Origin of the sequence: Pseudomonas sp. MPC6 (genome assembly GCF_006094435.1) — a bacterium.
Lineage (GTDB): Bacteria > Pseudomonadota > Gammaproteobacteria > Pseudomonadales > Pseudomonadaceae > Aquipseudomonas.
Genome location: NZ_CP034783.1, coordinates 1,434,539 through 1,458,395, shown reverse-complemented (window position 1 = coordinate 1,458,395; position 23,857 = coordinate 1,434,539). Strand labels below are relative to the sequence as shown.

At 51.8% G+C, this 23,857-nt stretch carries 22 protein-coding genes and 2 pseudogenes; 12 read left to right on the top strand and 12 right to left on the bottom strand.

Features of this window, described 5'->3' with window-relative positions:
* The first annotated feature begins 327 nt into the window (after nucleotides 1–327).
* Nucleotides 328–1,578: a ribonucleotide-diphosphate reductase subunit beta gene (locus ELQ88_RS08780; RefSeq protein WP_128871677.1), complete on the top strand. Its 1,251-nt coding sequence runs from the start codon at nucleotides 328–330 to the stop codon at nucleotides 1,576–1,578.
* A gap of 134 nt (nucleotides 1,579–1,712) precedes the next feature.
* On the opposite strand, the gene ELQ88_RS08775 is transcribed toward ELQ88_RS08780, so the two are convergent.
* From ELQ88_RS08775 to ELQ88_RS08755, 5 genes are all read right to left on the bottom strand, one after another.
* Complete coding sequence (locus ELQ88_RS08775) at nucleotides 1,713–3,797, bottom strand: AIPR family protein (RefSeq protein WP_138964633.1); 2,085 nt, start codon at nucleotides 3,795–3,797, stop codon at nucleotides 1,713–1,715.
* 19 nt (nucleotides 3,798–3,816) lie between these two features.
* Entirely contained in the window at nucleotides 3,817–4,752 is a 936-nt protein-coding gene (locus tag ELQ88_RS08770) for a PD-(D/E)XK motif protein (RefSeq protein WP_161599950.1), read from the bottom strand.
* Complete coding sequence (locus tag ELQ88_RS08765; protein ID WP_138964629.1) at nucleotides 4,742–7,471, bottom strand: Z1 domain-containing protein; 2,730 nt, start codon at nucleotides 7,469–7,471, stop codon at nucleotides 4,742–4,744. The genes ELQ88_RS08770 and ELQ88_RS08765 overlap by 11 nt, the downstream gene beginning before the upstream one ends.
* Complete coding sequence (locus tag ELQ88_RS08760) at nucleotides 7,468–8,934, bottom strand: ATP-binding protein (RefSeq protein WP_138964627.1); 1,467 nt, start codon at nucleotides 8,932–8,934, stop codon at nucleotides 7,468–7,470. Before ELQ88_RS08760 ends, ELQ88_RS08765 begins: the two co-directional genes overlap by 4 nt.
* 315 nt (nucleotides 8,935–9,249) lie before the next feature.
* Nucleotides 9,250–10,830: a DNA cytosine methyltransferase gene (locus tag ELQ88_RS08755; protein ID WP_138964625.1), complete on the bottom strand. Its 1,581-nt coding sequence runs from the start codon at nucleotides 10,828–10,830 to the stop codon at nucleotides 9,250–9,252.
* A 27-nt stretch (nucleotides 10,831–10,857) separates the two neighbouring features.
* Between ELQ88_RS08755 and vsr the strand changes: the two genes are divergently transcribed.
* Nucleotides 10,858–11,277, top strand: a complete 420-nt coding sequence (gene vsr, locus ELQ88_RS08750; protein WP_138964623.1) for a DNA mismatch endonuclease Vsr — start codon at nucleotides 10,858–10,860, stop codon at nucleotides 11,275–11,277.
* A gap of 383 nt (nucleotides 11,278–11,660) precedes the next feature.
* On the top strand, nucleotides 11,661–12,170 hold the full coding sequence (locus ELQ88_RS08745) for a Bro-N domain-containing protein (RefSeq protein WP_138964621.1): 510 nt from the start codon (nucleotides 11,661–11,663) through the stop codon (nucleotides 12,168–12,170).
* 121 nt (nucleotides 12,171–12,291) lie between these two features.
* Here the strand turns inward: ELQ88_RS08745 and ELQ88_RS08740 are convergent, their stop codons facing one another.
* Nucleotides 12,292–12,579 (bottom strand): type II toxin-antitoxin system prevent-host-death family antitoxin, encoded by a 288-nt coding sequence (locus ELQ88_RS08740; protein ID WP_138964619.1) that lies wholly within the window; start codon nucleotides 12,577–12,579, stop codon nucleotides 12,292–12,294.
* 371 nt (nucleotides 12,580–12,950) lie between these two features.
* On the opposite strand from ELQ88_RS08740, the gene ELQ88_RS08730 reads away from it, so the two are divergent.
* A complete protein-coding gene (locus ELQ88_RS08730) occupies nucleotides 12,951–13,940 on the top strand; it encodes a hypothetical protein (protein ID WP_138964617.1) in 990 nt (329 codons plus the stop codon).
* Nucleotides 13,941–13,957: 17 nt separating this feature from the next.
* Here the strand turns inward: ELQ88_RS08730 and ELQ88_RS08725 are convergent, their stop codons facing one another.
* From ELQ88_RS08725 to ELQ88_RS35035, 3 genes are read right to left on the bottom strand one after another with little or no spacing between them, the layout of a single operon-like run.
* On the bottom strand, nucleotides 13,958–14,659 hold the full coding sequence (locus tag ELQ88_RS08725) for a hypothetical protein (protein WP_138964615.1): 702 nt from the start codon (nucleotides 14,657–14,659) through the stop codon (nucleotides 13,958–13,960).
* Between the two features lie 32 nt (nucleotides 14,660–14,691).
* A complete protein-coding gene (locus tag ELQ88_RS35040; RefSeq protein ID WP_346342813.1) occupies nucleotides 14,692–14,838 on the bottom strand; it encodes a hypothetical protein in 147 nt (48 codons plus the stop codon).
* 9 nt (nucleotides 14,839–14,847) lie between these two features.
* The gene (locus tag ELQ88_RS35035) at nucleotides 14,848–15,093 is read right to left on the bottom strand and encodes a hypothetical protein (protein WP_346342812.1); all 246 of its coding nucleotides are present in this window, start codon (nucleotides 15,091–15,093) and stop codon (nucleotides 14,848–14,850) included.
* Nucleotides 15,094–15,418: 325 nt separating this feature from the next.
* Between ELQ88_RS35035 and ELQ88_RS08715 the strand changes: the two genes are divergently transcribed.
* Nucleotides 15,419–15,736 (top strand): helix-turn-helix transcriptional regulator, encoded by a 318-nt coding sequence (locus tag ELQ88_RS08715; protein ID WP_138964613.1) that lies wholly within the window; start codon nucleotides 15,419–15,421, stop codon nucleotides 15,734–15,736.
* Between the two features lie 195 nt (nucleotides 15,737–15,931).
* On the opposite strand, the pseudogene ELQ88_RS34575 reads toward ELQ88_RS08715, so the two are convergent.
* A pseudogene (locus ELQ88_RS34575) lies at nucleotides 15,932–16,105 on the bottom strand (amidase family protein); the annotation flags it as partial.
* Between the two features lie 248 nt (nucleotides 16,106–16,353).
* Nucleotides 16,354–17,406, bottom strand: coding sequence for an MBL fold metallo-hydrolase (locus ELQ88_RS08705; protein ID WP_138964611.1), 1,053 nt, complete (start codon nucleotides 17,404–17,406; stop codon nucleotides 16,354–16,356).
* A 211-nt stretch (nucleotides 17,407–17,617) separates the two neighbouring features.
* Between ELQ88_RS08705 and ELQ88_RS08700 the strand changes: the two genes are divergently transcribed.
* The gene (locus ELQ88_RS08700; RefSeq protein WP_128871686.1) at nucleotides 17,618–18,226 is read left to right on the top strand and encodes a TetR/AcrR family transcriptional regulator; all 609 of its coding nucleotides are present in this window, start codon (nucleotides 17,618–17,620) and stop codon (nucleotides 18,224–18,226) included.
* 65 nt (nucleotides 18,227–18,291) lie between these two features.
* Entirely contained in the window at nucleotides 18,292–18,822 is a 531-nt protein-coding gene (locus tag ELQ88_RS08695; RefSeq protein ID WP_138964609.1) for a DUF1003 domain-containing protein, read from the top strand.
* Here ELQ88_RS08695 and ELQ88_RS08690 read toward each other — a convergent pair whose 3' ends face one another.
* Nucleotides 18,823–19,149, bottom strand: coding sequence for a DUF2025 family protein (locus tag ELQ88_RS08690; protein WP_138964607.1), 327 nt, complete (start codon nucleotides 19,147–19,149; stop codon nucleotides 18,823–18,825).
* 234 nt (nucleotides 19,150–19,383) lie between these two features.
* On the opposite strand from ELQ88_RS08690, the gene ELQ88_RS08685 reads away from it, so the two are divergent.
* From ELQ88_RS08685 to ELQ88_RS08665, 5 genes and pseudogenes are all read left to right on the top strand, one after another.
* The gene (locus tag ELQ88_RS08685; RefSeq protein ID WP_138964605.1) at nucleotides 19,384–20,511 is read left to right on the top strand and encodes a glycerophosphodiester phosphodiesterase; all 1,128 of its coding nucleotides are present in this window, start codon (nucleotides 19,384–19,386) and stop codon (nucleotides 20,509–20,511) included.
* 90 nt (nucleotides 20,512–20,601) lie between these two features.
* Nucleotides 20,602–20,907: a PepSY domain-containing protein gene (locus ELQ88_RS08680; RefSeq protein WP_128871690.1), complete on the top strand. Its 306-nt coding sequence runs from the start codon at nucleotides 20,602–20,604 to the stop codon at nucleotides 20,905–20,907.
* A 157-nt stretch (nucleotides 20,908–21,064) separates the two neighbouring features.
* Complete coding sequence (locus tag ELQ88_RS08675; RefSeq protein ID WP_138964603.1) at nucleotides 21,065–22,243, top strand: GAF domain-containing sensor histidine kinase; 1,179 nt, start codon at nucleotides 21,065–21,067, stop codon at nucleotides 22,241–22,243.
* 93 nt (nucleotides 22,244–22,336) lie between these two features.
* A complete protein-coding gene (locus ELQ88_RS08670; RefSeq protein WP_138964601.1) occupies nucleotides 22,337–23,359 on the top strand; it encodes a transporter in 1,023 nt (340 codons plus the stop codon).
* A 202-nt stretch (nucleotides 23,360–23,561) separates the two neighbouring features.
* Nucleotides 23,562–23,782 (top strand): annotated as a pseudogene (locus ELQ88_RS08665) (inorganic phosphate transporter); the annotation flags it as partial.
* Nucleotides 23,783–23,857 lie beyond the last annotated feature (75 nt).

Genomic DNA, 23,857 nt, shown 5'->3' with positions numbered 1-23,857 from the left:
TAAATCCTCGCTCCAACGAAAAACGTATCTCGTCGACCAGCCCGTCAGCCAATTTCACCGCAGCAAAGCGATGAAAACTTCCCTATAATGCCGCCCTAAACGGGCCTGCAATATCCCCTTACAGGGATGTAAAGCCAGTCTGAAGCCCCGCAGTAGCGATCATCGCTGCCCGCGCCCATCAGTGGCTCTCGGAACCCCGTACAAAATTCTGTTTTATTGCCTGCCTTAGCTGCTGCAAAAAACTATTTCTTTAGATCCAATGCGGTCAGAAAGCTGTGTGAACACAATCACACGGGCATCTGGCCCTCACGCAGGAGACGACACGTCATGCTGAGCTGGGACGAATTCGACAAAGAAGACAGCGGCGAAACCGTTGTAAAAGGCGCAAACGCCGGCCACGCGACTGAAGCCAACATGGACCGCCTCGATACGGCTGGTGGTGTCGCGGCTCAAGAAGCTCGCGCCGTCACCGCGTCCGATTCCGCCGCGATCGCCCGAGCCAAAGCAGCCCTGAACAACCTCGACGTTGCCGAAGGCCTTGCCGAACTCGAAGGCGCCTCCGCCCGCGTAGCGGTCGACGAAAAGCGCATGATCAACTGCCGCGCCGACCTCAACCAGCTCGTACCTTTCAAGTACGACTGGGCCTGGCAGAAGTACCTGGACGGCTGCGCAAACCACTGGATGCCGCAAGAAGTCAACATGACCGCCGACATCGCCCTCTGGAAAGACCCGGAAGGCCTGACCGACGACGAGCGCCGCATCGTCATGCGCAACCTCGGCTTCTTCTCCACCGCCGACTCCCTGGTTGCCAACAACCTGGTCCTGGCCGTGTACCGCCTGATCACCAACCCGGAATGCCGCCAGTACATCCTGCGCCAGGCCTTCGAAGAGGCGATCCACACCCACGCCTACCAGTACTGCATCGAATCGCTGGCCATGGATGAAGGCGAGATCTTCAACATGTACCACGAGATCCCATCGGTCGCGAAAAAAGCCACCTGGGGCCTCAAATACACCCGCTCGATCTCCGATCCGAAGTTCGAAACCGGCACCGTCGAAACCGACAAAGAGCTGCTGCGCAACCTGATCGCCTACTACTGCGTCCTGGAAGGCATCTTCTTCTACTGCGGCTTCACCCAGATCCTCTCCATGGGCCGCCGCAACAAAATGACCGGCGTCGCCGAGCAGTTCCAGTACATCCTGCGCGACGAATCCATGCACCTGAACTTCGGCATCGACGTGATCAACCAGATCAAAATCGAAAACCCGCACTTGTGGGATGCCGAGATGAAGGAAGAGGCTTCGCAGATGATTCTGCAGGGCACTCAGCTGGAGATCGAATACGCGCGGGACACCATGCCTCGTGGCGTGCTGGGGATGAATGCGGCGATGATGGAGGATTACCTCAAGTTTATTGCTAACCGTCGTCTGTCGCAGATTGGGTTGAAGGAAGAGTACCCAGGGACGACTAACCCGTTCCCTTGGATGAGCGAGATCATGGACTTGAAGAAAGAGAAGAATTTCTTTGAGACGCGGGTTATTGAGTATCAGACTGGTGGGGCGTTGAGCTGGGATTGATTCAGAAGTGAAATAAAAAGCCCTGTAGACACAGGGCTTTTTATTTAAATTAATAAACTCCACTTCAGTTCTGCAATAATTAAAATCGAATACGCTCCGAAAGAACTACAAACAGCCCCCATCACATACGCCCGCTAGAATGCTAAATATCCCAGCTCGATTAATTTGTTTCTAACTTTCCAAATTTCGACGCACTGCTTTTCGGTAGGCAATTTTTTGGGTATTAATGTGGCACCACGCAACAAACTGATTTGCTTAGGGCTGAGCTTATCTTTCTTCACGCCCCAATTAAGCATCCTAGTCCACTCAATGCCCGGCACATCCACTACCAACATCTGAATTTCTATACCATCATCGAGCTTCTGAGTAACTTTAGAACTCTCGGATGCTTCATGAACGCCTTTTAAATCTTGTAGCGTTTGGATAAAACCAGCACTTAACGTAATCTTGCAATCTCTGACCTGCTCCCAACAAGCTTGCATTTTCGCCCATTCAGTAACGTTATCTTTAGGCCGATCAGGGTCTGTCAGCACTTGGAAGACAAATTTCGCGATAATGGCGATCTGCGCAGATAGAAAATCATCAATACGCTGCCGATCCCAAATACTACGCAAATTCAATTGCTTACCAAGTTGCTCTTCGGCGATTAGATTGTGTAGTTTCGCTATTGAGTAGGTTACGATATTGGCACGATAACCGCCTTGATACCAGTCCTGCTGAGTAACAATTGACTCAGTGCTGCGAAAAATAATAGCCAAAGCTATAAGAGAGCGAAAATACTCTTCGGTGTAATTTCTCCCATCGGCGGCCCACGATTTCGAAATAGCATCAGCGAAGAACATGAAATTTTTCTGTGCCCCCATGCTCACTTTATGAGGATGTTCCTTCCATGTATTTTCAAATTTAGCGACATCAGTTTTGGTAAACAACTGACTCCTTGGGTTTTGCAATTGAAACTGAGTTTTCTGAGAAGACGTAAGTTTAACCTGCTCATTAACATACTGTCCTCTAGCACGCTCGTAAAACCAATGAGTACCATGTTGCGCACCGCCAACGGGAGAGGTAAATAGCCTACGTGAAAAATCTTCCAACCGTACGTGAAACGGATGATTCGAAAAGAAATCCGCGTCACTAACTTTGTTCTGACTGTTGGCAAATCGAGCTATTTCAGGGGTTAGGGCACCCGCTCTTTCCGGCGGGAGAACAGACAACTTCATTTGAACCATTACTTTTGATAGATCGGCAACATCTTTTTTACCACTACCACCCCGCTTCGCAAGTGCCAGTGATGCAGTGGTTTGGCCACCATTTACAATTTGCAAATTCGTGGCACTCTGTATACGCAAGCCTCCATTATCTGAACACAAAACAATATTTTCAGCTGTTGCAGCTATACCATTATTAAAAGCAAAAAACATTTCTGGTTGCGTTCGAATAGTATTCTGGATGGCGGAGTTGACCTTACCTTTGGCGCTCAGAAACGTCCGAACGTTACCCTCTAAAAGCCTGCTACCATACCTTTCATAAATATCAGCTAAAGAATCGCCTGGTATCATACAAAGATAAGCTTTGTATTCACCCTCAGAATGAGCCGCTGCAAGACATGGTAATCCTCTCCCTTCAACCTCTGAAAAATCAACCGTTAACTCATCACGACCAGTTGCAGAGACGTAAGCGGAATGGAAACGACCTACATCCCAAATATGCAACTCCACCGCAGTCCCATTTATATTTTGTTCCAACCAATCTTTAGTCCGAGTCTTTAACAAACCGTCACTAATCAAATAAAATCGATACTTTGAAATTTTAGAATGCCAATCCATCAAATCGCTGGCAAGACCGTAGCCCGGCTGGCTTTCATCTACACTACCATCTGTCAATGTGCCATCAAGCGACTCTTCCAAAAAAGCCCGAAGCATACCAAATGTTTTTTGAACATCTGAGGCATTAAATGTTGCAATATCATCTTCATTGAAAAACTCACAAACCATTAAAGACAGCGAATTATCAGCATCATCGAATGAATAACCATCAACAAGAAGTTTCCTTCTTTTTGCTAGACCTTCAAATCGACAAACTTCAAAACCTAATAACTCCTCCGCCGCTGTAAGCATTTCTCCACATTCTTCGACAAAACTGGCCCTCACAAAATCTTTAGAAGACTCAGCTCTTGCACGAACAGTCTCAATTAAATCTCGGTGATAATCGATTATTTCCATTACATCCCCTCACCAGTAATCAAGTAGTCTTAAAGCTCACACATTCCGCCAAGTTGAGTTCATACTTGACCCTGCTGACACCAACCGGTAAGCAATGAGGAGCAATACGAGGAAAATCACCGCACACGCTAAAAACTGCAACATTACGAACAACCAAATTCAACACATCATATTCAGGCCGAACAATATAACCAGCCTTAAACAGCAAATTATCAAACTTAAGTCTTGCTTCATAATTAGACATCAGTAAACTCTGAATTTTGCAAACCATAGAATTCAAAGTAAATGCACCTTGTGAAGCAACAGTACAGTTCCCAAGTTCAATCACCACAAGATCAATCGAACGAAGTTTAGTATCCAACTGTTCTTCTGATGATATTTTTATAACATCACAACCGGGCCTTATCGTTTTAATTTCCCAAGCATGATTTTCGACTTGAAAGTCCTGATCAGCCCGACTCGGTCCCACCCAAGCATTTACTGCCGCCAATGCACCAATAGATTCAACCAGCGTTCGTAGATATAACAATTCACCACACAATCCCCGGACTTGGTTTTCCGAGAGCAGTCCCAAATCTCCCAGCTCAAATAGCTGCCGCCAGCTCGTCAAACGGCTAACCACGAACGCAAATGACTTAAATAAATCCAAATTAAATCTTGACGACTCTATTAGATCTTCACAAAAAAGAGAAAATAGTTCCACCAGCCTAATATCTTCAAGAACTATAAATAGGGACCACCGGCCATCGTCTCGCGCGTGAGATTTAACTAGCACTGCTCTCATATCACTTTGTACTACAGGTTCCGAGGGACATATCAACAAGAGTGCTCTACGCCCATCACTATCAATACCCACATAAAAGTCCAATATGTGCGTTGCATCGAATCTCCTAAATCCAACCCCTGTCTTATCTAAATTTATAGAATCCCACAGAGAGTCAATTTTAGTCGACATCTTCATCATCCTCATCTGTCGCATCGGAGCTTGACGTCTGTCCGGACAATATATTCCTAAGCTCGACCAAGTTAATACGATAAGAAATACGATGAGTGGCTCCGCTAAGAGTTGGAAAACTTAATCCGATTGCTACCAGTGACTCACACTCGGAAGGCAGCCCGTATTTTTCTCCGGCAGTCGAGGGTTCTATAAAGTGAATTAAGAGAAGAGGTGCGGTTCTTATCTCTGTATAGGATTTACCCGGTACTGTTATTTTATTTTCGTTCGATGCGTTAGCCCAAAATGTTTCCCTAGCACTCTTTATCTCGTTTTCGGTTAACCCAATTGTTTCATCAGAAGACGAGCCAACGCGTAGTTTCCTTCCGTTTACCAATAAGGACCGAGTATCATCTTCCAATAAGACCGTACGCTGACGCTGGTTCACACTTAACCCTGGGACAACAGTTAAAGATGTACCTCTGCCACCAGGAACACCAACATCCCAATAAGAGAGTTTTGGATCGGAAGATCTATCTATAAATTCAGCTAGGCTAGAGGTTTGCAACTTAATGCTTAATGGGTGACTCACAAAAAACCTAAGAAACTCTATAACAATTTTTTTCGGAACTTTGTTCCAAACTGGAAATCCATATGACGGATTTTGGGCTATATCAGTTGCCAATAATTTACGAAGCAAGTCTTGAGAAGATTTATAATTAGCCAGTAGTACATGGGCATCTTTTAACAATCTAGCTGACTCAAGACTTTCCTGCGTTATCGAGATTGTTTCAACAATCTCGTCAGAATCGCGCATTTTATTTCGAGCAGTAATCATCAACGATTCCGGATGTGATCTAACACGCAAACCAAAGTCAATTGGTTTTAGTCTCGATACTTGCATACGCCTAACTTCATCCCGAAGTTCGTCAGTAGCCGTTGAAATATGAGAATACCAATCTGCGGTTTCATTCGACATCCATATCTTACAAAGATCTTCATATCCGACCCGATAACCGAACCAACGGCCCATCTGTAGCAAGGCATCGTACATCTGCGTTCCACGATAGAAATAGCTCACGCACAAGCCTTCCAAAGTTAATCCGCGCGCGAGACTGTTCCCCCCAACAGCAACGACGCGAAGCCCATGCTCCTTATAAGCTGTATAATCCAGACTAGCTGGTCCACTCTTTTGGTTTACCGCAGACACTTGTATTGGAAGTGCCGCAGCCGCGAGAGTTGACTGCAACTCCGACCATTCAACGCCTAAATTCGAATAGTATTTCTCATAGGTATCAAATAAACTTCGAATGGAATTATTTCGCAGCGCGTTTACGGTAGAAAGAGAAGCATAGTTTTGAATATCGCCTTGAATCACGCGTAGCTCGTGATCTAATGCATCTCTAATTTGATTTTGAATTAACGTAAAATGACTGACGTTGATAAGCATGGATCGGTGCTTCGGCATCTGGGGACGAAGATCCATTAAAGCATTGACAATGATAAAACATCGAAGAGCGTCAAGCATAGTGCTAGGCAGGCCCGATATAAAACTATCAGACTTCTGTCCTTTAGGAAAAAACTCTTCAGCATCATTTATTTCTTCAAGACAATTTAAAGAAGCACCTTCACCAAAAATCCTCCGCGCTCCAACATAATTTGTTGGAGCATCAAGAGCGTAGATAAAATCCCTTGGAAATAGATCATCACCTTCCATATCACTAGTAGTGTCAGGATTTATAAATACGTTTGCGAAGGGTGTGGCTGTGAACCCGACATAACTTGATCGAGGAAAAACCTTAAGAAGCCCCCTAATCCCCGCATTGATTGCAGTCGCTTTTTTGGGATTTGTATTGATCGACGCATTGTCCGCCTCGTCATCGATCAGCAAAAGGGGTATATCTATACTATCTGCGGAACCTGCATTAAAATTAATTAACCATGTAGCAAGATTTTCAAGTATACGTTTATTTTTCTTAACTACTAAAAGAACCGGCTCCTTATAGTCTTTTAATTTAAACCCTAGCTGATTTACTGTATCAGCTTTAAAATCACCCACGGTTGAGGTGAAAACACCAGCAGATCGAGTAGCATCAATCAAACCGACACCGATTTCTTTTCGATGTCGTTTGCGATTATTGACGACTCCTGAACTGTCCAGCCCTACGAATCCTGCATCGAGGCGCTCTTGAGTCTGACGACGCAGACTTTCTAGAGTTCCAGTAAGCAATATAACTAGTTTGTATCCTGAGTCTGCAGCCTTGCAGATGAGCCCAGTATAATTTGATGTTTTCCCAGACTGAACATCCCCCATGACTAGGCCTCGTCTCGGCCAGCCCGATCGACCATGAGGGTCTCCCATCAGGTCCAATATTTCGTCTGTCACTTTGTCTAGCGAATTCACAACTTTTGGGCCCCAGCCCTGTTTCAAAAGGTCAGTTTGATACCTACTCCAATAAAAAGGTTCGATTTCTGCTTTTCGCGCTCTAAGCCAAGGATTGTGTTCGTCGTATACACAATTTCCCATCCCCATATCTAACGTTAAAGATAGGTGAAGGCGTTTTATGACCTCTTGAAACTCCTCATCGGTCACCGAATAATTAGGTATACGCCTCAACATACCAGCCAAATCCAATATTTCAGACTCGGTAGGAATACCTTCAACAGTCAAAGTCGTAATAACACCTAACTCGAGACGCCTTGCATTGTTCGATAAAACATTTTTCGAATGAGCGTTCAAATGGAAAACTCCTCAACTATCTTTTTTGTAATAACTGGATGAAGGTTAAATGGCTCAAGAAGATGAAGTGTTTTTAATAGACTTTTCCGTGCGACCGATACCTCTGGCATATTCGAAAACAATGAATTCGCTAACAGCCTTAATTTTTCAGCCACAACATCACTATTAAAATCAGGTTTAACATCGGATGCCATTCTTGAGTACAGCGCTTCCGCTGGAAATGTGCTTTCTATCACGCTCAAAACAAGATTAAACTCCGCCAATACACTTGAGGGTATATTGCTCATATATTCTTTAATCAGAGAGTGCTCGCGATTTATTTCAAACCTAACTCCGCCTCGATCGATCACCTCGTGCCATCCAGGGGTCAATTCGGAGTTATCAACCTTCTTTCCACGGAAAGTAATAGTACGCCCACTGACAGAGCGAATCCGTTCAATGGTGCGTTTTAAATTCAATCTTACGGCTTCAGGAGGGTGGGCAGCTGACTTCTTTATATCTAGAGTCCAAAGGTGATCTAAGGAATTAGGTATATCTACCCTAACCCTAGCCAACTTACTCAACTCATCTTTCCTAGCCAACCTAAACCACGTACCCCAAATTATTAATCTTCGGTTCCTATAAATATAAAAGCCTTGAGAGTTTCTAAAACCTTCGCTACCGCCGGTCTGCTGCAGCTCTGTCATAGATAATTTGCTAGAATGCGGAAGTATAAAAGGCTTTACTACAACTTTACGCCCTTCGACAGTGAAGCTTTCTTCATCCAAAGGTTGCGTGGACTTATGATCACTTAAAAAAGGGTCGGAGATTGGAAGAGGAGCTCCATTGATATAAATACCTATCTTGGGTTTATTTCCCTCCTTGGTTAAAAACCGGTGAAACACTAGAGCTAAATGTTCACGCGCATACGACATTTGGCGACCAATTGCCACCTCTGCTGCACCCTCTCCGGCGATGAGTTTATCCAGTTTCTGCCAAAGAACAATCGTACCAGAAGTCTGTGCGTCTAAATCACGAAAGTGAGGTATCTCTTCATAGTCGCAAGCATTCAACTCGAGCATTACCCACGCTCCGCGCTCTACAACTATATCCAAATCCCAACAATAGGCGCTAATATGGTTATTTTTTTTTGACAATACGGTCATACGTCGACATTGTGAGAGCGAGGATGTTTTCAACCCAAGCCCATAACGTCCCATGTCGTCAACCGCGCGTTCAATAAGCGGGTTTGTACTACCGTGCCGCATAGCATTTATCAGAAGTTCTGGAGACATTCCGAAACCATCATCTATTAATGCGACGTACGGTTCATCATACGGTCTGAACTCGATTCTAATTTTTTTGGCTGAGGCCGAGATGCTGTTATCAATCAAATCAGCTAGCGCAGATTCTAGCGTGTATCCGATTGAACGCATCGACTCCATAAGCGAGGCGGCATGTGGGGGATGCTGAATCTCTCTCATATCCCTTCTACCGCTGCCTTCGACTTGGGCGCTGCGACTGCGTTTTCCAACATTCCTTGTCTCCTAGCTCTTAAAAATCAAAGACTTAAAATTAAAATCGGTCAAAAATCCTCTGAAAAACCCTAGACTCTTGACCTCCAGAAGCAGGATAAAAACCCGTCAATGCCATGCCTTCGCCATCATTCTTTTCACAAAAATGTTTCCAACGCAAGTAAAGACAAACGCTCAATTGGATTCTCAGCAAATCAAACAAAAAAAATGGCCTCGCAATTTTACAAAAACGCGAGACCAGTTGGACCCTTAGCTACAATCGTCCTATGCACTTTTTATGATCGATTCAACAATTTTTGCGATTTTTCCGGCAAGTAACGGCGGTACAGCATTACCGACTTGATGATATTGTTGAGTTCGGTTACCTAGAAAAAAGTAATTATCCGGAAATGTTTGGATACGAGCAGCTTCACGTACAGTCAAGCTTCTGCATTGATTTGGATCATAGTGGATAAAATAATGACCATCCTTGGATATATGGCTAGTTATGGTAGAAGCAACTTGACCTTTTAATTGAACTCTAAATCTATCGCTAAACTTGCCCGTTTCCCAATTCTTGTGATCGGGTGCCAAGCCGGCCAAATTAAATTCTTGATGTCCCTTTGGCGAGGTTAAATGAGCATCACCAAATACGGCCGCGTAAACATACCGTCGAAGATCGGAAGTCATATGGCCGCGAGCCTCGTGATTTAGCCAGACGCCGAGCCGGTCATCTGTTAACCAATTATCAAGATCCGGGACATCGATGGTGCCCGACCAAGTATTGTTTTTTCTTACTCGTAGTCCGCCATTGTTTAATCTGCCGCCGGAAAATGAATCTCGAAAAATTTTCAATTTCATTTCGAGCTTAGGATCCTTCTTTCCTGAAGCGACCAAATCAGATCGAAGCTCATCAAGATGTTCAACAACTTGGCCACACCATGCATCAGCGCTGTCCCGTCCTCTCGACAATGTGCTCCGAAGCGGCGGTAGCTTACCAATCATTTGCTCTACGGTAGGGCCTTTGGACGGTTTCAACTTATGCTCATGTATGCCTTTGAGATAACGCTCAGATACTCCGACTAAAATCACTCGATGCCTACTTTGCGGCACACCATAATTTTCAGCGCGTATTACAAAATTGTTGAGATCCAACTTAAGTGGATCATCACCACTTTCATAAACATCATCTGTCACCAACGAACATATTCTATATCTATTTTCAGACTCGGCTGTTCCTCCTAACGCGAGGTCGGGATCAGCGAGATCCTTAAGAATCTGCGGAAATATTTGTTCGCCCCCAACTTTTGAAGACAAGATCCCTTTAACATTTTCCATTACGAAAACAGCTGGCTTCTTTCTTTGAATTATCCTTAGGTACTCTCTGTATAAAAAATGCCGATGATCATCTTCGGCTTTGTATTCAAGATTCCCTTTGTTTCTTGCCCTTCCTACAATTGAATAAGCTTGGCAAGGAGGTCCGCCTATTAGAACCCAAGGTTTACGTGTATCCAATCGATCTTCAAGTATCCGATCTAGCTCAGCGTTTCCCTCGGGACTCCCTAGCTTGATCTGCCTCGCCTCTTTATCAGCAATTTCCCACTCCTTGAAGCTGCGTGATGTCCATGGATGCTGGGCTCCTGCGGTTTCGCAAAAACGGTAATAATCGTCCAATGCAGCGGGATTGTTTTTTTTCAGAGCGCGGTAGAAAGCGCGAAGTCGTAACGTAGAGCGAGCGAACGGATCCATTTCTGCGGAGACCAATACTTCAAAGCTTTTCCCCTCATTTAGGGAGGAAAAACCTTCACCAAGACCTCCTGGCCCAGCGAAGAGATCAACGACCTGTAAAGGTTGATCAAAATTCATATACTAATTCTGCCAAAGGTGAACTGAGTGGATATCGTAGATAGCGCGACCAGATCGCGGATGATGGCCGCCATTCGTGGAAAAAATACTGGTCCGGAAATTGTGGTCCGGAGGTACCTGCATGCCCATGGCTATCGATTTCGTATACATCGAAAAGACCTACCTGGAAAACCGGACATTGTAATGCCGAAGCTCCGCACCTGTATATTTGTCCATGGATGCTTTTGGCACCGTCATCCTGATTGCAAATTCGCCTACACACCGAAAAGCAGGCTCGACTTTTGGTTGCCTAAATTCGCTAAAAACGTTGAGAGAGATCAGGCAGCTCAGGACGCGTTGCGTGCACTCGGGTGGAACGTCGTGATCATCTGGGAATGTGAAACAAAAAAAACCGACTTATTACGCCACAAAATCTCCGAGGCGCTCGCTGCAAACTCTCAGGCATAAACGTAGTGATTGGCGAACTGTTAAACAGTTTTATAGGGTTGACCGCAGCGCTTTGGCTCCCTAAGCTTTCGATTCGGCGCCTAAGAAACGCCTACACCAGAGCGGTCCTCCGCACCCGACAGTCATGCGGCTTTTTTTCGTCTGCGGTTTCTCTACGCCTGCGAGAAAATCCCCGTTATGTCGGGAGTGGGCGAATACAAGACCCGAAAGGGGAATATGTCCGGCCCGTCTCTGGTGGGTTTCTTAGCTCCCGACACCCATAACGAATGCCCTAAGAAAGCAGCCAGAGGTAAAGGAAATGCCTAACCTACCGACCTTCGCGATGAAGGTGACTCGCCGTATCCGCATGTCTAATCGCGCGCTTCCGTTTCAGGAGGTTCGCTATGTCTGAACCGCTCGTTTCAACCCTATTTACTCGTCATGGCACTGGTCTTAATGCCCTTCTCGTGGAGAACCAGGCTTGGTTCTGTGCTCAAGACTTGGGACGATTGATGGGCAAAAATCTCGACGAACGCCTGTCACGCAAGCTCGATCCAGATCAGCGGCAGATAATGCTCGTGGAGGCTTACGGGATTGCCAAAGAACGGCTGATGATCAGCGAGTCTGGCGTCTATGCGTTGTTGATTTATCACTATTGCCCGGAGTATCGGCTGCTGAGGGAATGGCTGACGCACCAGGTGGTTCCGGCGCTGCGTGATGCGCGTCCATCGCGGTCGATTGAACGGCCAACGTTGAGTGTGCTGAACTGGCCGAAAATGTCGCTCTGCATGTTGCACTGGCAGGATGAACCGTGGATTCGGTTGCGGGATATGCCTTGTGTGTTGGCCGATGATCCATTCAATCAGCGCGGATCCTGGTGGCGTAAGGCAGCACGCGCGCTGCGAGGTTTCTGATAGTTAATTGCCCTAAAACATTCGCTGTTTGAATCTCAGGCAGCGGGTTTTTCAGGTGGTGTATTCACTGACACATTCGCGAACAGGCTCGCTCCCACGGGGGCAGCGGTAGGATCTGCGCTTACCGGCGGTTCATCGGATAGCCCCGGAGAAACGCATGAGTTTCCTCAATAAGCGACTCAAAGGAAATGATGTCCTCAGGTGTCTTGTCAAAATCCGCAGACATCCAAATTTCCCCCTTCAACCGCCCTGGTTTGCGCGCCCGCAGTGTTCCGACATGAGGCAGCAGGTCCAGATAAGGCTTGCCGTCCTTGACGATCACAACCGTATCACCATGCCATGCACGCTTAGCGAGTTGAGAGAGTTGGGATTGTGCTTCGTGCATGTTTACTTGTACCCGTTCAGTCATTCGGCATCTCCTCAGAGTTAGCCACGCTAGCTGAAGCTTGAGATCTTTGATAGGCAAGGTGTCGAGCTGACCGTCTGTAAAAAAAGGCGTATTACGGTTCTGTCAACGACCTCGCCCTTAGCAAGGCGCCCACCCGCTCAATCAACCACACAAGGCCCTACCACTGTAGGAGCGAGCTTGCTCGCGAAGATTGTGAATGATAATGCGTAAATCCAGATGCCCAGTGGCGTTCTTGAGTTTTTCGCGAGCAAGCTCGCTCCTACAGGGCCGGTGGCTTGCTGTGGGTTTTGCGGGGTTTTGAAAACAGTCAGTGCAACTCGCCCCGCCTCTCGCTATTAATAGCCTTTCCCACTCAAGGACCTGAGCCCGCCATGAAATTCGACCTCGCCTACTGCCTCAGCCTCGACGCCAAGCTGTCGATCTATGACGCGCGCGATTTGAATTTCGACGAGACGATGGCGTTCGATTCCGCCAAGGAGCACTTCCAGTGCCCCAACGATGCCTGCCGCTTGGCGTTCGATGCGGGGAATGTGTTGGGGACGTTCAACGCCAAGAATGTCAATTACGTACGCACGCCGCACTTCAAGAACATCCCCAGCACCCGGCATGTCGAGGGTTGTCCTTATGTCAGCTTGAAGACGCCGGCATCGGGCGTCGAGGCGGAGGGTGCGGAAACGGATGACAGTCGCGAGGAACATTTCCCATCCGAGTTATTGCTGACTCGGCGTGAGTATGTGCGCAAGCCATCCAACCCGGCAGTGATGGCGGATGTCTTGCGGGATGATCCCAAACTTCCTTCAGCGGCCAGTGACGTCGAGCATTCGACTCGCGACTCGGCGCCGGACAAGACCAGTGTCTTCGCGCATCCGGTGGAATGCTTCGTGTCGAACTTCGAGGACAAGGAGCTGCTCAAGCGCATGCCGCTGAAGATTGGCGAGCACACGGCGCCTTATGCATCATTCTTCAAGAAAATCGAGTATCTGCAGGACAACAAGGGGCTGATCTACTGGGGCAAGATCAAGGAGATCAAGGATTACACCCAGAGCTTTCGCATCGATTTCGAACAGAAGGTCTGGTTCAAGCAAGGGGATGAGGCGAAGAAGAAGCCTTATTCGGTCAACGTTTACCTGAGCAAGAAGCTGATTGAGAACTACCGCAAGCGCAAGGCGTTTCTGGAGGAGATCAAGCATGCCATCGACAGTGATGCCGAGTTGTTTTGCTTCTTTTATGGGGTGACGCCGGAGTTGCAGCAGGTGCCGAGCAAGAAGAACCCCGAGCAGACGTTCGGGGTGTTCAGTGCCGATATCGAGAACCTGGATCACTTCATTATTCGTGAGGCGCCGGGGTTGGAGGGCAAGTAACTCGCTGCATAGCGTTATTACAACGGCTGATCCTGCTGCTCGTGGGCCGCTTCCAGCTCCCGTATCTCTCGTTTTACTTCATCACGTCGGTTGCGGGCGTCCTGGATGACGGACTCGTCGAGACCACAGTACTGGCGCATCCAGTGGGCCATCATTTCTTCGTCCGGCACTAAATAACCTTTGACGCTTTTATTTCCTCTGATGAAGCCATTCATCTTTGCGTCAAAGCGACCAGCCATGATCTCGTCTGGCGGTAAACATCCCCACTCTGCGGCGTAATCCTCAAAGATCCAGGCAATTTCACCCAGGTGTCCCTGCGCACTGCGATGACCACGTTTGTACAGCTTGTATTGGCGGCAGCTTTCAGCGATTCGCTCCAGCATGTCGGTACCACCCGCCCATTGCAGGGCGTCATGGTGCAGCGCATCACGCATCAGCCCATTCATCCAGCGTTCGGTGAATCGTTGGATAAAACCTGCAACGTCAGCCTTTTTAGCGTCGGCGAAGATCATGCAGTAACGAGTTTGCACATGGATGACGTACAACACGTGCTTACGTTGCACGGTCTTGGCGTGGACCAGCCATTGCTCGGCGAATTCGTCTGGCTCGTCGTCCTCGACAACGGTCGATGGCGGCTTCTCCACCGGGGTGATTTTCTTGCCTTTGTGCACGCGACTGAAGAAGTTGCCGGCGGCTTCGGTGCAGTTGAAGATCAACATTCGTGGTCCTTTAATAATGCGATGTGCGATGCTCAGTCCTCTCGCTCGATCTCTTCAATCCATTCAAGCTCATAGGGCTGGCGAACAACGTCAGCAAGGTCCTGCTGCGTTGCCTCGCTGAGAATCGAGAGTTCTGCATCGGTCAATAAGTCGTGCCTGACCATCAATCGCAGGGCCATGGGTGCCTTTTAGCGACTGTAGGCGTCGAAAATCCGGCCTATGTCGTTGTGCCGATCGCGCATCAAGCGATGAAGCATTACATACCTGGCTTGCGACGAAAGCGCGTCATGCCCGGTGATGGTGTTGGCATCAGCCAGTACACCTTGGCAGAAACGATCGAGCGCAATCTTGCGCAATTCCTTGAATTTCTTCCAGTCGCTTTCGAGGATCGATATGAGGTTCTCCTGGGTGAAGTTGAAATGGTGCGAAGGCATATTCGTGAGAAGAGGCCTGCTGATTCCAACCCTGACTGATGCGCATGCTTGCTATTACAAAAACTAGCAAACCCACGTAGAAACGGGCATGCACTCGGTCCGAAGCCGCCCGATCCAGGAGGTTTGCTGCTCGCGTTGGGATTTAGACTGTGAGAGATCAGCGGTGTATTCGATGCTGTTTCGCCGAGTGCCGTGAGAGCCATCGTAGATCTGGCTGGAGTGGCCGAAATAGCATGCTTCAAAAAATGAGTTTGATCCGGGGCCAAAACAACTGTACAAAAACACAGTATATTTTGAACCGACACTCTCGAGCCCGGAGAACACCATGGCCTCTTATGCGATGAAGATCACCCTGGAACGTATCGCCCTTTTCCAATTCACGCCAACCCACTGCGCCCAGGCCCGGGCGATGCTGGGTTGGAGTATCAAAGAGCTGTCTGAAGAATCCGGCGTTTCGGTTGACGCCATTCAACGATTCGAAGCCGAGCGTGATGTGCTGGATGTGACCCGGCTGGCGTTGGCTTACCGGTTCGAAGCGCAGGGGTTGGTGTTCTTCCCGGGGTTTGCGCCGGGGAGAGGGATGAATGTGAAGGGCTCGACGCCGAATCCGGTGGGACGGGCGGATTATGCGATGGTTGAGTGATCTGGCAGGAGCAGCTCTGACGCTCAATGAGCGTCGAGCTATGACTCGCCTATTCAGCACCCGCCACTGCCTACGGATTAAACGCCGGTGCCCGCCGCGCACGGGATACTTGCGCCGGGAGCGTTTTCGTTGAATTGCACCAGTTGCTCCAGGCTTTGGACGGCAAGAACCGGTTCGTGTCGGTTGCAGCCATTTCGTGTAATCCACGCGGCGAATGGGCTGTGGTGTTTTGATCGGTTCGGCATTGTCACTGCCGGTCATGGCATTCAATAGCAGGGCAGCCTCGCGAACGGTGCGCGTCATCGGCCCGGGGGTATCGGTTTTGTATGTCACGGGAATAATGCCCGTGCGACTGAGCAGGCCCACAGTACCGGAATGCCATGCAGTGGGCCTCGAATATGCCCTGCCCGTCGCTCCTGATCCAGCGACTCGGCGATGGCCAATGCCTTCGCGTCATGCAGGCTTTTAATGTCACATCCATGTGATAAAAATCCTTGTGATGATGGATAGCGAGTGAATGAGTTCACCCGTTTTCCAGCCTATCGACGACGCTGGAAATGTCCGTCATCACTTATCGCTGAATCCTGTACGAATACGCGCCCCGCCCTGTAGCCGCTTTAGCCGACACTCTGCAGGTACACCTGCTGCTCGACCTCATCCCACCAGGTGCTGCCTCGCTGCGGATGCAGCACATTGAAGGCTTGCCCCATCTGCGGCGTGGTGATCGACACATTGCGCTCCCAGGCCAACGCCAGGATCCGGTCAAAGGGTTCGTACCAGGCATGCATCGACAGGTCGAAAGTGCCGTTGTGGATCGGCAGTAACCAGCGCCCTTTCAGATCGAGATGCGCTTGCAAGGTCTGCTCCGGCTGCATGTGCACATGGGGCCATTCAACGTTGTAGGCGCCGGTTTCCATCAGTGTCAGGTCGAACGGTCCGAACTGTTCGCCGATGCGTTTGAAGCCGTCGAAATAGCCGCTGTCGCCGCTGAAGAAGATTCGCGTGTCGCCGTCGATCATCACCCATGAAGCCCACAGGGTGCTGTTGCCGTCGAACAGGCCGCGGCCGGAAAAATGTTGCGAAGGGGTGGCGATGAACTGCAGGCCATCGACCTCGGTGCCCTGCCACCAGTCCAGCTGACGCACCTTGCTGGCGTCGACGCCCCATTTGATCAGGGTGTCGCCTACGCCCAGGGGCGTCAGGAAGTAGTTAGCCTTGTCCGCCAGTTTGAGTACCGCCTGATAATCGAGGTGGTCATAGTGATCGTGGGACAGGATCACCGCTTCAATCGGCGGCAGTTCGTCCAGGCTGATCGGTGGCTGATGGAAACGCTTGGGGCCGGCCCATTGCACCGGTGAGGCGCGTTCAGCGAAGACCGGGTCGGTGATCCAGAATTTGTCGCGCAGTTTCAGCAGTACCGTGGAATGACCGAGGCGGTAGACGCTGTGATTGGGCGCGGCAAGCAATGCCGCTCGCGTCAGGTTTTGCACCGGTACGGGTGCCGTCGGGCGGGTGTTGCCCGGTTTGTGGAAGATCATGTTCCACAGGATGCGCAAGGTTTTACGAAAACCTTCGCGTTGCACCGGGGCATGGTTTCGGTATTGCACTTGAGTCTGTCGAGATGCTTCAGGTGTGGCGGTGTTGTCCGCCGGGGAAGTTGAGGTGGCCATGGCTGAAGACTCCAGGAAAACCGCAGATTGGCGGCCCTCTGCTTTGAAACGTTAAATGGCCGAGCACGCACGCACTAGCCGAAAACTCTATGGTCACTGCACAGGATTAACAGAGCATTACACTGCACAGTGTAGTTTCTAGGTTGCATCATTGCCGATCACAAGTAAACTGATCAGTGTAATCTTTACCTTTTCCTGACGAAGCGTCCCTATGACTGCCCCACAGCGCCTCACCGATCGAAAACGTGCAGCCATCATTCAGGCGGCGATTGCCGAATTCCGTGCCAACGGCTTCGACATCACCAGCATGGACAAGATCGCCGCCACTGCAGGGGTGTCGAAGCGCACGGTGTACAACCACTTCCCCAGTAAGGAAGAGTTGTTCGCCGAAATCCTCAATCAGTTGTGGGCGCGACTGACCGCGGAACCGGAAACGTCCTACCGTCCGGACCTGCCCCTGCGCGACCAGATGCGCCGGATGCTGATGGCAAAGTTGCAGATGATGAGCGACGACAATTTTCTCGACCTGGCCCGGATTGCCATCGCCGCCACCATCCATTCCCCGGAGCGTGCGCAGAACATGGTCGCGCGCATGGGCGAACGCGAAGAAAGCCTGACCCTGTGGATCCGTGCCGCCCAGGCCGCCGGCCGGTTAAAACCGGGCGAGCCGGAATTTGCCGCGCAGCAGATTCAGGGAATGCTCAAGTCCTTTGCCTTCTGGCCACAGATTTCCATGGGCCTGCCAACCCTGTCAGCCGAGCGGCAGAGCGCAGTCGTGGAGTCGGCGCTGGACATGTTTCTGGCCTGCCATCAGGTCTAGATCAAGCTCTCGCTGCGCCCTGGCGCTATAGTGAGCCTCAGTCCCAGCGCCAGGCAGAGAGCCCCATGACCACCGACACCAAAACCACCGCCGCCGTCGATCACCTGCGTTTCCACCGGCCTCACGCGCACCTGGCGCCGACCTTTGGCAACGACAAGTTTGCCTTGCGCGCCGAAGCCTTTGCGCGGTTCTTCGGCACGCCGACCTTTCTCGGTGCGCAGACGCTGATCGTGGTGGTGTGGATATGCCTTAATCTGTTTGGCGTGGCCCACTTTGACCTGTACCCGTTCATCCTGCTCAACCTGGCGTTCAGCCTGCAAGCGGCTTATGCCGCACCCCTGATTCTGCTGGCCCAGACCCGCCAGGCCGCCCGTGACAAAGCCCAGTCCGAAGCCGATGCGCAACACCGCGAAGCCCTGGCCGTGGCCAACTCCGAACGTCAGGCCCAGGCCGCGCAGAACACCGCGCAACTGTTGGAACTGCTGGAGCAGAACACCCGGCTGACCGAGATGACCAAGGCCCTGACCGAACGCATCGAGAGCCTGACGTCGGAGATGCATCAGCACTTTGTGGCCAAGGATCAGCCGAGCCGCTGATCAGCCCTGCACCAGACTGCGCACTGCCGAAATCTCAGGCACTTCCCGCCGGTTCATGTACACCCGCAACGGCTCGGTAATGTTGATCCGGTCATCGATGTGCTGATCCAGCAACAACTGAATCGACTCGCGTTTAAGCGTCATGGCCTGCTCCGGACCGGCTGCCCAGACGAACTCGCTCGCCGCAATGATGCCGTCATCCGCCACGTCCATGCCGAACGCGTCTTCACTGAAGCGAACGATGTACTGGCCGGTTTTTCGATTGAGGCCGACGAAGCCCTTGAGTTGGTCGGCAGCCTGGCAGATGAGCTGGGAAGTGATACGCATGGTAAACCTCACAAAGGGTCGTGATGGACCGGTGATCGATGGTTTACACGCAAGACAAGTCAATGGCGTTCCCTCTGCCGGGGACGCTGCCGGGGCCAAGGGTACTGCAAGGAACCGCATGAAAGCGCGGGAAATATCTGCTTTGAATCGGTTTATGTCGGTCTCGCGATAGCGCTGGCAGCCCTCAGTTGTTAAAAGGGGACTCTTTGAAAAACTGCGAAAGGACCTCGACCCATGCCTGTCACCTTCACCCAAAGCGCCCTGCTGCTGAGTGTGCTGCTCGGCCTCGGCCAGGCACAGGCCGCCAGCGAACCAAGCCCCACCGCACTGGCGACCCGCCTGGGTATCCCGCATCCCGCCGTGATCGCCCACCGTGGCGCGTCCTTCGATGCACCGGAATCCACCGCCCCGGCTTACAAACTGGCGCGCGATCTGGGCGCCGATTACCTGGAGCTGGACTTGCAGCGCAGCAAGGACGGCGTGCTGTTCGCCCTGCACGACGACAACCTGCAACGTACCACCGACGTCTCCACCAAATTTCCGGAGCGCAAGGACAGCCCGGCCAACGCCTTCACCCTTGCCGAACTGAAAACCCTCGATGCCGGCAGCTGGTTCAACAGCGCTTACCCGGATCGCGCCCGCCCGTCCTATGCGGGGCTGAAGATCCTGACCCTGGACGAGATCATCGACATCGCCCAGGGCAACCCGCTGCACAAGCCGGGCCTGTACATCGAAACCAAGGAACCGAAGCAGTTTCCCGGTCTCGAACGCGACCTCAAGGACAAGCTCCAGGATCGCGGCTGGTTGAGTCCGACCGGTTCGAAACTGGCGAAAAGCGAACTGGCGGTCGGCCAGGGCAAAGGCAAGGTGGTGCTGCAAACGTTCGAGAAGGGCAGCCTCGAACTGTTGCAAAAGGAAATGCCGCAAGTGCCGAAGATCCTGCTGCTGTGGGTCGGCGAAGGCAGCATCGAGCCCAAGTCCAAGGTGACCTTCGCCCAGTCCGGCGACAAGGACAAAGCGACGTTCTACGCCAAACAGCAACCGAAGGACAAAGCCGAATTCCAGCGCTGGGTCGAGTACGCCAAGGCCCAGGGCGCCATCGGCACCGGCCCTTCTGTCAGGCTGACCCAGGGGGGTGATCAGAGTTACTCGGACCTGGTGCAACCGTGGATGAACCAGTACACCCATGACCAGGGCTTGCTGGTGCACGCCTACACCGTCGACGATGCCGTGGATTATCAGAAAGTCATGGACACCGGCGTCGATGGCATTTTCACCAACCGCGCCAGCGAACTGCTCAAGTTTTATAAACGGCCGGCGGCGGCGAGTGTGACGCAGTTGTTGAAGAACAATGGGTATTGATGGGCGCGCAGTTTGAGGAATTAAGGCTGAATTAAGTTGCCACAGTTAATCTGATCCCACTTAAACAGATCAATCCAAGGAAAGAACCCCATGAAAACCCTGACTGCCTTGTTCACCGCAGCTGCCCTGACCCTCACCGCTGGCCTGGCCCAGGCCGATGTGCCTGTCGATCAGATCCCGCAGCTGGTCAAAGACAAAAAGATCAAGCCGCTGGAAGAACTGAACCAGATCGTGCTGAAACTGCACCCGGGGGCCACGATTACCGACAGCGACCTGGACAACCACTTCAACAACTACGAATACGAAGTTGAACTGCGCGATGCCAAAAACATTGAATGGGACGTGGATTTGAATGCCGCCACCGGCGAAGTCCTGAAAAACAAACAAGACGACTGATACGCCTATCAAGCAGCCGCACGACCGTCGGGTCGTGCGGCTTTTTTGCATCTTGCGGCAACTGATTCCGAACGCCTTCAAACAAGTAACGCCAACCTCGCGCCAGCCCGTTAGAATTCCTCGACATCCTCGGCGTCTTGCAGCGAGAACAACGTACATGGGTCATACAGCGGCAGCAGACATCGCCACCATCGGTCGAATCAGCGCGGTGCCCGCCATACTTCAGGTGATCCGCGAAATGACCGGCCTGCGCTTTGCTGCAGTGGCCCGCGTCACCGAAGACTCCTGGACCGCCTGTGCTGTGCTCGATCAACTGGGTTTCGGCCTGCAGGTCGGTGGTGAACTGGAGGTCACGACCACGCTGTGCCACGAAATACGCCAGGCCCACCACGCCGTGGTGATCGACAAGGCCAGTGACGACCCGCTTTACCGCGACCACCACACGCCGCGCCTGTATCAATTCGAAAGCTACATTGCGGTACCGGTGTTTCGCACTGACGGGCGTTTCTTCGGCACCATCTGCGCCCTTGATCCCAACCCGGCGCCGCTCACCTCCAGCACGATCCAGAGCACCATGGAGTCGTTCGCACGGATGCTGGCGCTGCAGATCGAATCCGAAGAAAACCAGCAGAAGACCGAAGCGGCGCTGATTCAGGAGCAAGCCAACGGAGAACTGCGCGAACAATTCATCGCCGTGCTCGGGCATGACTTGCGCAACCCCTTGTTTGCCATCAGCGCCGGCGCGGAAATGCTCCTGCGCAAGTTTCCCGACCCGGCCCGCGACAAGCTGGTGCGACACATACTGACCAGCGCCCGGCGCGCGACCAGACTGGTCGACGATGTACTGGATTTCACCCGCGGCTCCATGGGCAAGGGCATCCCGGTGAACATCGAGCCGTGCCCGGATCTGGAAGAGGCATTACGCCATGTGATTGCTGAAATCCAGAGCGTGCACCCCGACCGCAGTATCCTGTCGTCCATCGGCGACTTGCGCGATGTGCAGTGCGATCGCGAGCGAGTCGCGCAACTGGCCTCCAATCTGGTGGCCAACGCGGTCACCCATGGCGATCGTGCAGGTGCGGTCGTGGTCAGCGCGCAAAGCGATCAAGCCACCTTTGTGCTGAGCGTCAAAAATCAGGGACAGATTGCCGAAGAGGCGTTGCCGCACCTGTTCAAACCCTACTCGCGACCGACCGGCGATACACCGCAGGCCGGCCTCGGGTTGGGCTTGTACATCGCCAGCGAAATCGCCAGGTCCCATGGCGGCACGCTGGACGTGGTCTCCAACGCGGAACAGGGCACGATCTTTACCTTCAGCCTGCCCGTTCGCCCCTAGGAACCGTCACAAAACCGTCAAACAGCCTTGCGATGATGCGGCTCAAGTGAACCTGTGAAACCCGCGACAGGCGCCTCCTCACAGCGAGCCTCCATGAACCACAGCATCGACCAAAGCCACCGCGATCCGGACCTGTTCGGTCTGCTGTACGGTTTCCGTTTTCGCCCCGGCGAACGTGGCAGGGAAATCGATTCGGCCAGCGCTTTGCAGTGCCTGCAACAGCCGGACGACAGCGATGAATTTCTCTGGCTGCACCTCAACCTCGCCCATGCCGCGTGCGAGCGCTGGATGAAAAACCATCTGCAATTGCCCGAAGAGTTTTTCGAGGCACTGCATGAAGGCTCGCGTTCGACGCGCATCGAGCACGTCGATTCAGCGTTGCTGGCGGTGGTCAACGATGTGGTCTTCAACCTCAGCAGCATGGTCTCGTCCGATGTGTCGACGCTGTGGGTCTGCGCCCGCAGCCGGCTGATCATCAGCGCGCGCCTGCAACCGCTGCATTCGGTGGATAAATTGCGCTCGTCGGTGAAGGCCGGCGAGTGCTTCCGCTCGCCGCTGGAACTGCTGGTGCATTTGCTGCGCGATCAGGGCGAAGTGCTGACGCAGATCGTGCGCAAGACCAGCCTCAGTGTCGACCAGGTCGAGGATGAGTTGCTGTCGTCGCGACTGTCGACCAACCGGGCCGAGCTGGGCGCCAATCGCCGGGTGCTGGTGCGCCTGCAACGTCTGCTGGCGCTGGAACCCGGCTCGCTGCTGCGGTTGCTCAATCGCCCGCCCCAGTGGTTGCAGAAAGAGGACGTGAAGGAGTTGCGCAAATCCACCGAGGAGTTTGCGCTGATCATCAACGACCTCACGGCACTGGGGGAGCGGATCAAGCTGTTGCAGGAAGAAATCGCCGCCAACCTCAACGAACAGAGCAACCGCACCTTGTTTACGCTGACTGTGGTCACAGTGCTGGCGCTGCCGATCAACATCATTGCCGGGTTTTTTGGCATGAATGTCGGTGGGGTGCCGCTTTCCGGTGACCCTGAGGGGTTCTGGATCCTGGTGGCTTTGGTCGCGACCTTCACGGTGATCGCCGGGCGCTGGGCGTTTCGCAAGCGTCAGGATTATTAATCAGACAGCCCGCAAAACGCCCAAACCCTGACCCAACGCAGCCTCTCTGTAATATTTAGCAATGGTCATGACAAACACTCCTCGCCTCCTCAGGATTGTCCGCCATGGCTACTCCTGCCTTCACCGCCGCCCGGGCGCCCACCAGCAGCGCCAAACCGCAGCTCGACAAAAAACCCGGCCTGCTGACCATTGTAATTTTTTCACGGTGCTGGCCATCGGATTGTTGTTCACGGCCAACAGCCTGATGCATGGCCACGACGGCACCAGCGGCGTGGACTGGGCACAGGCGACCAAGATCGGTTATGCGCTATTGCTGTCGCCGCTGGTCGGCTTCGGCTTCGCCGCGCTGTTGCTGCTGCCTTGCGGGTTTTCGTCAAGAATCGCGCGCTGTACAAGGCCCCGGTGGGCGACGCTCCGCCACCGTCACCCAAATTATCTGACCACCACATAACCCCCTGTAGGAGCTGGCTTGCCAGCGAAGGCGTCCGTTCAGGCAAT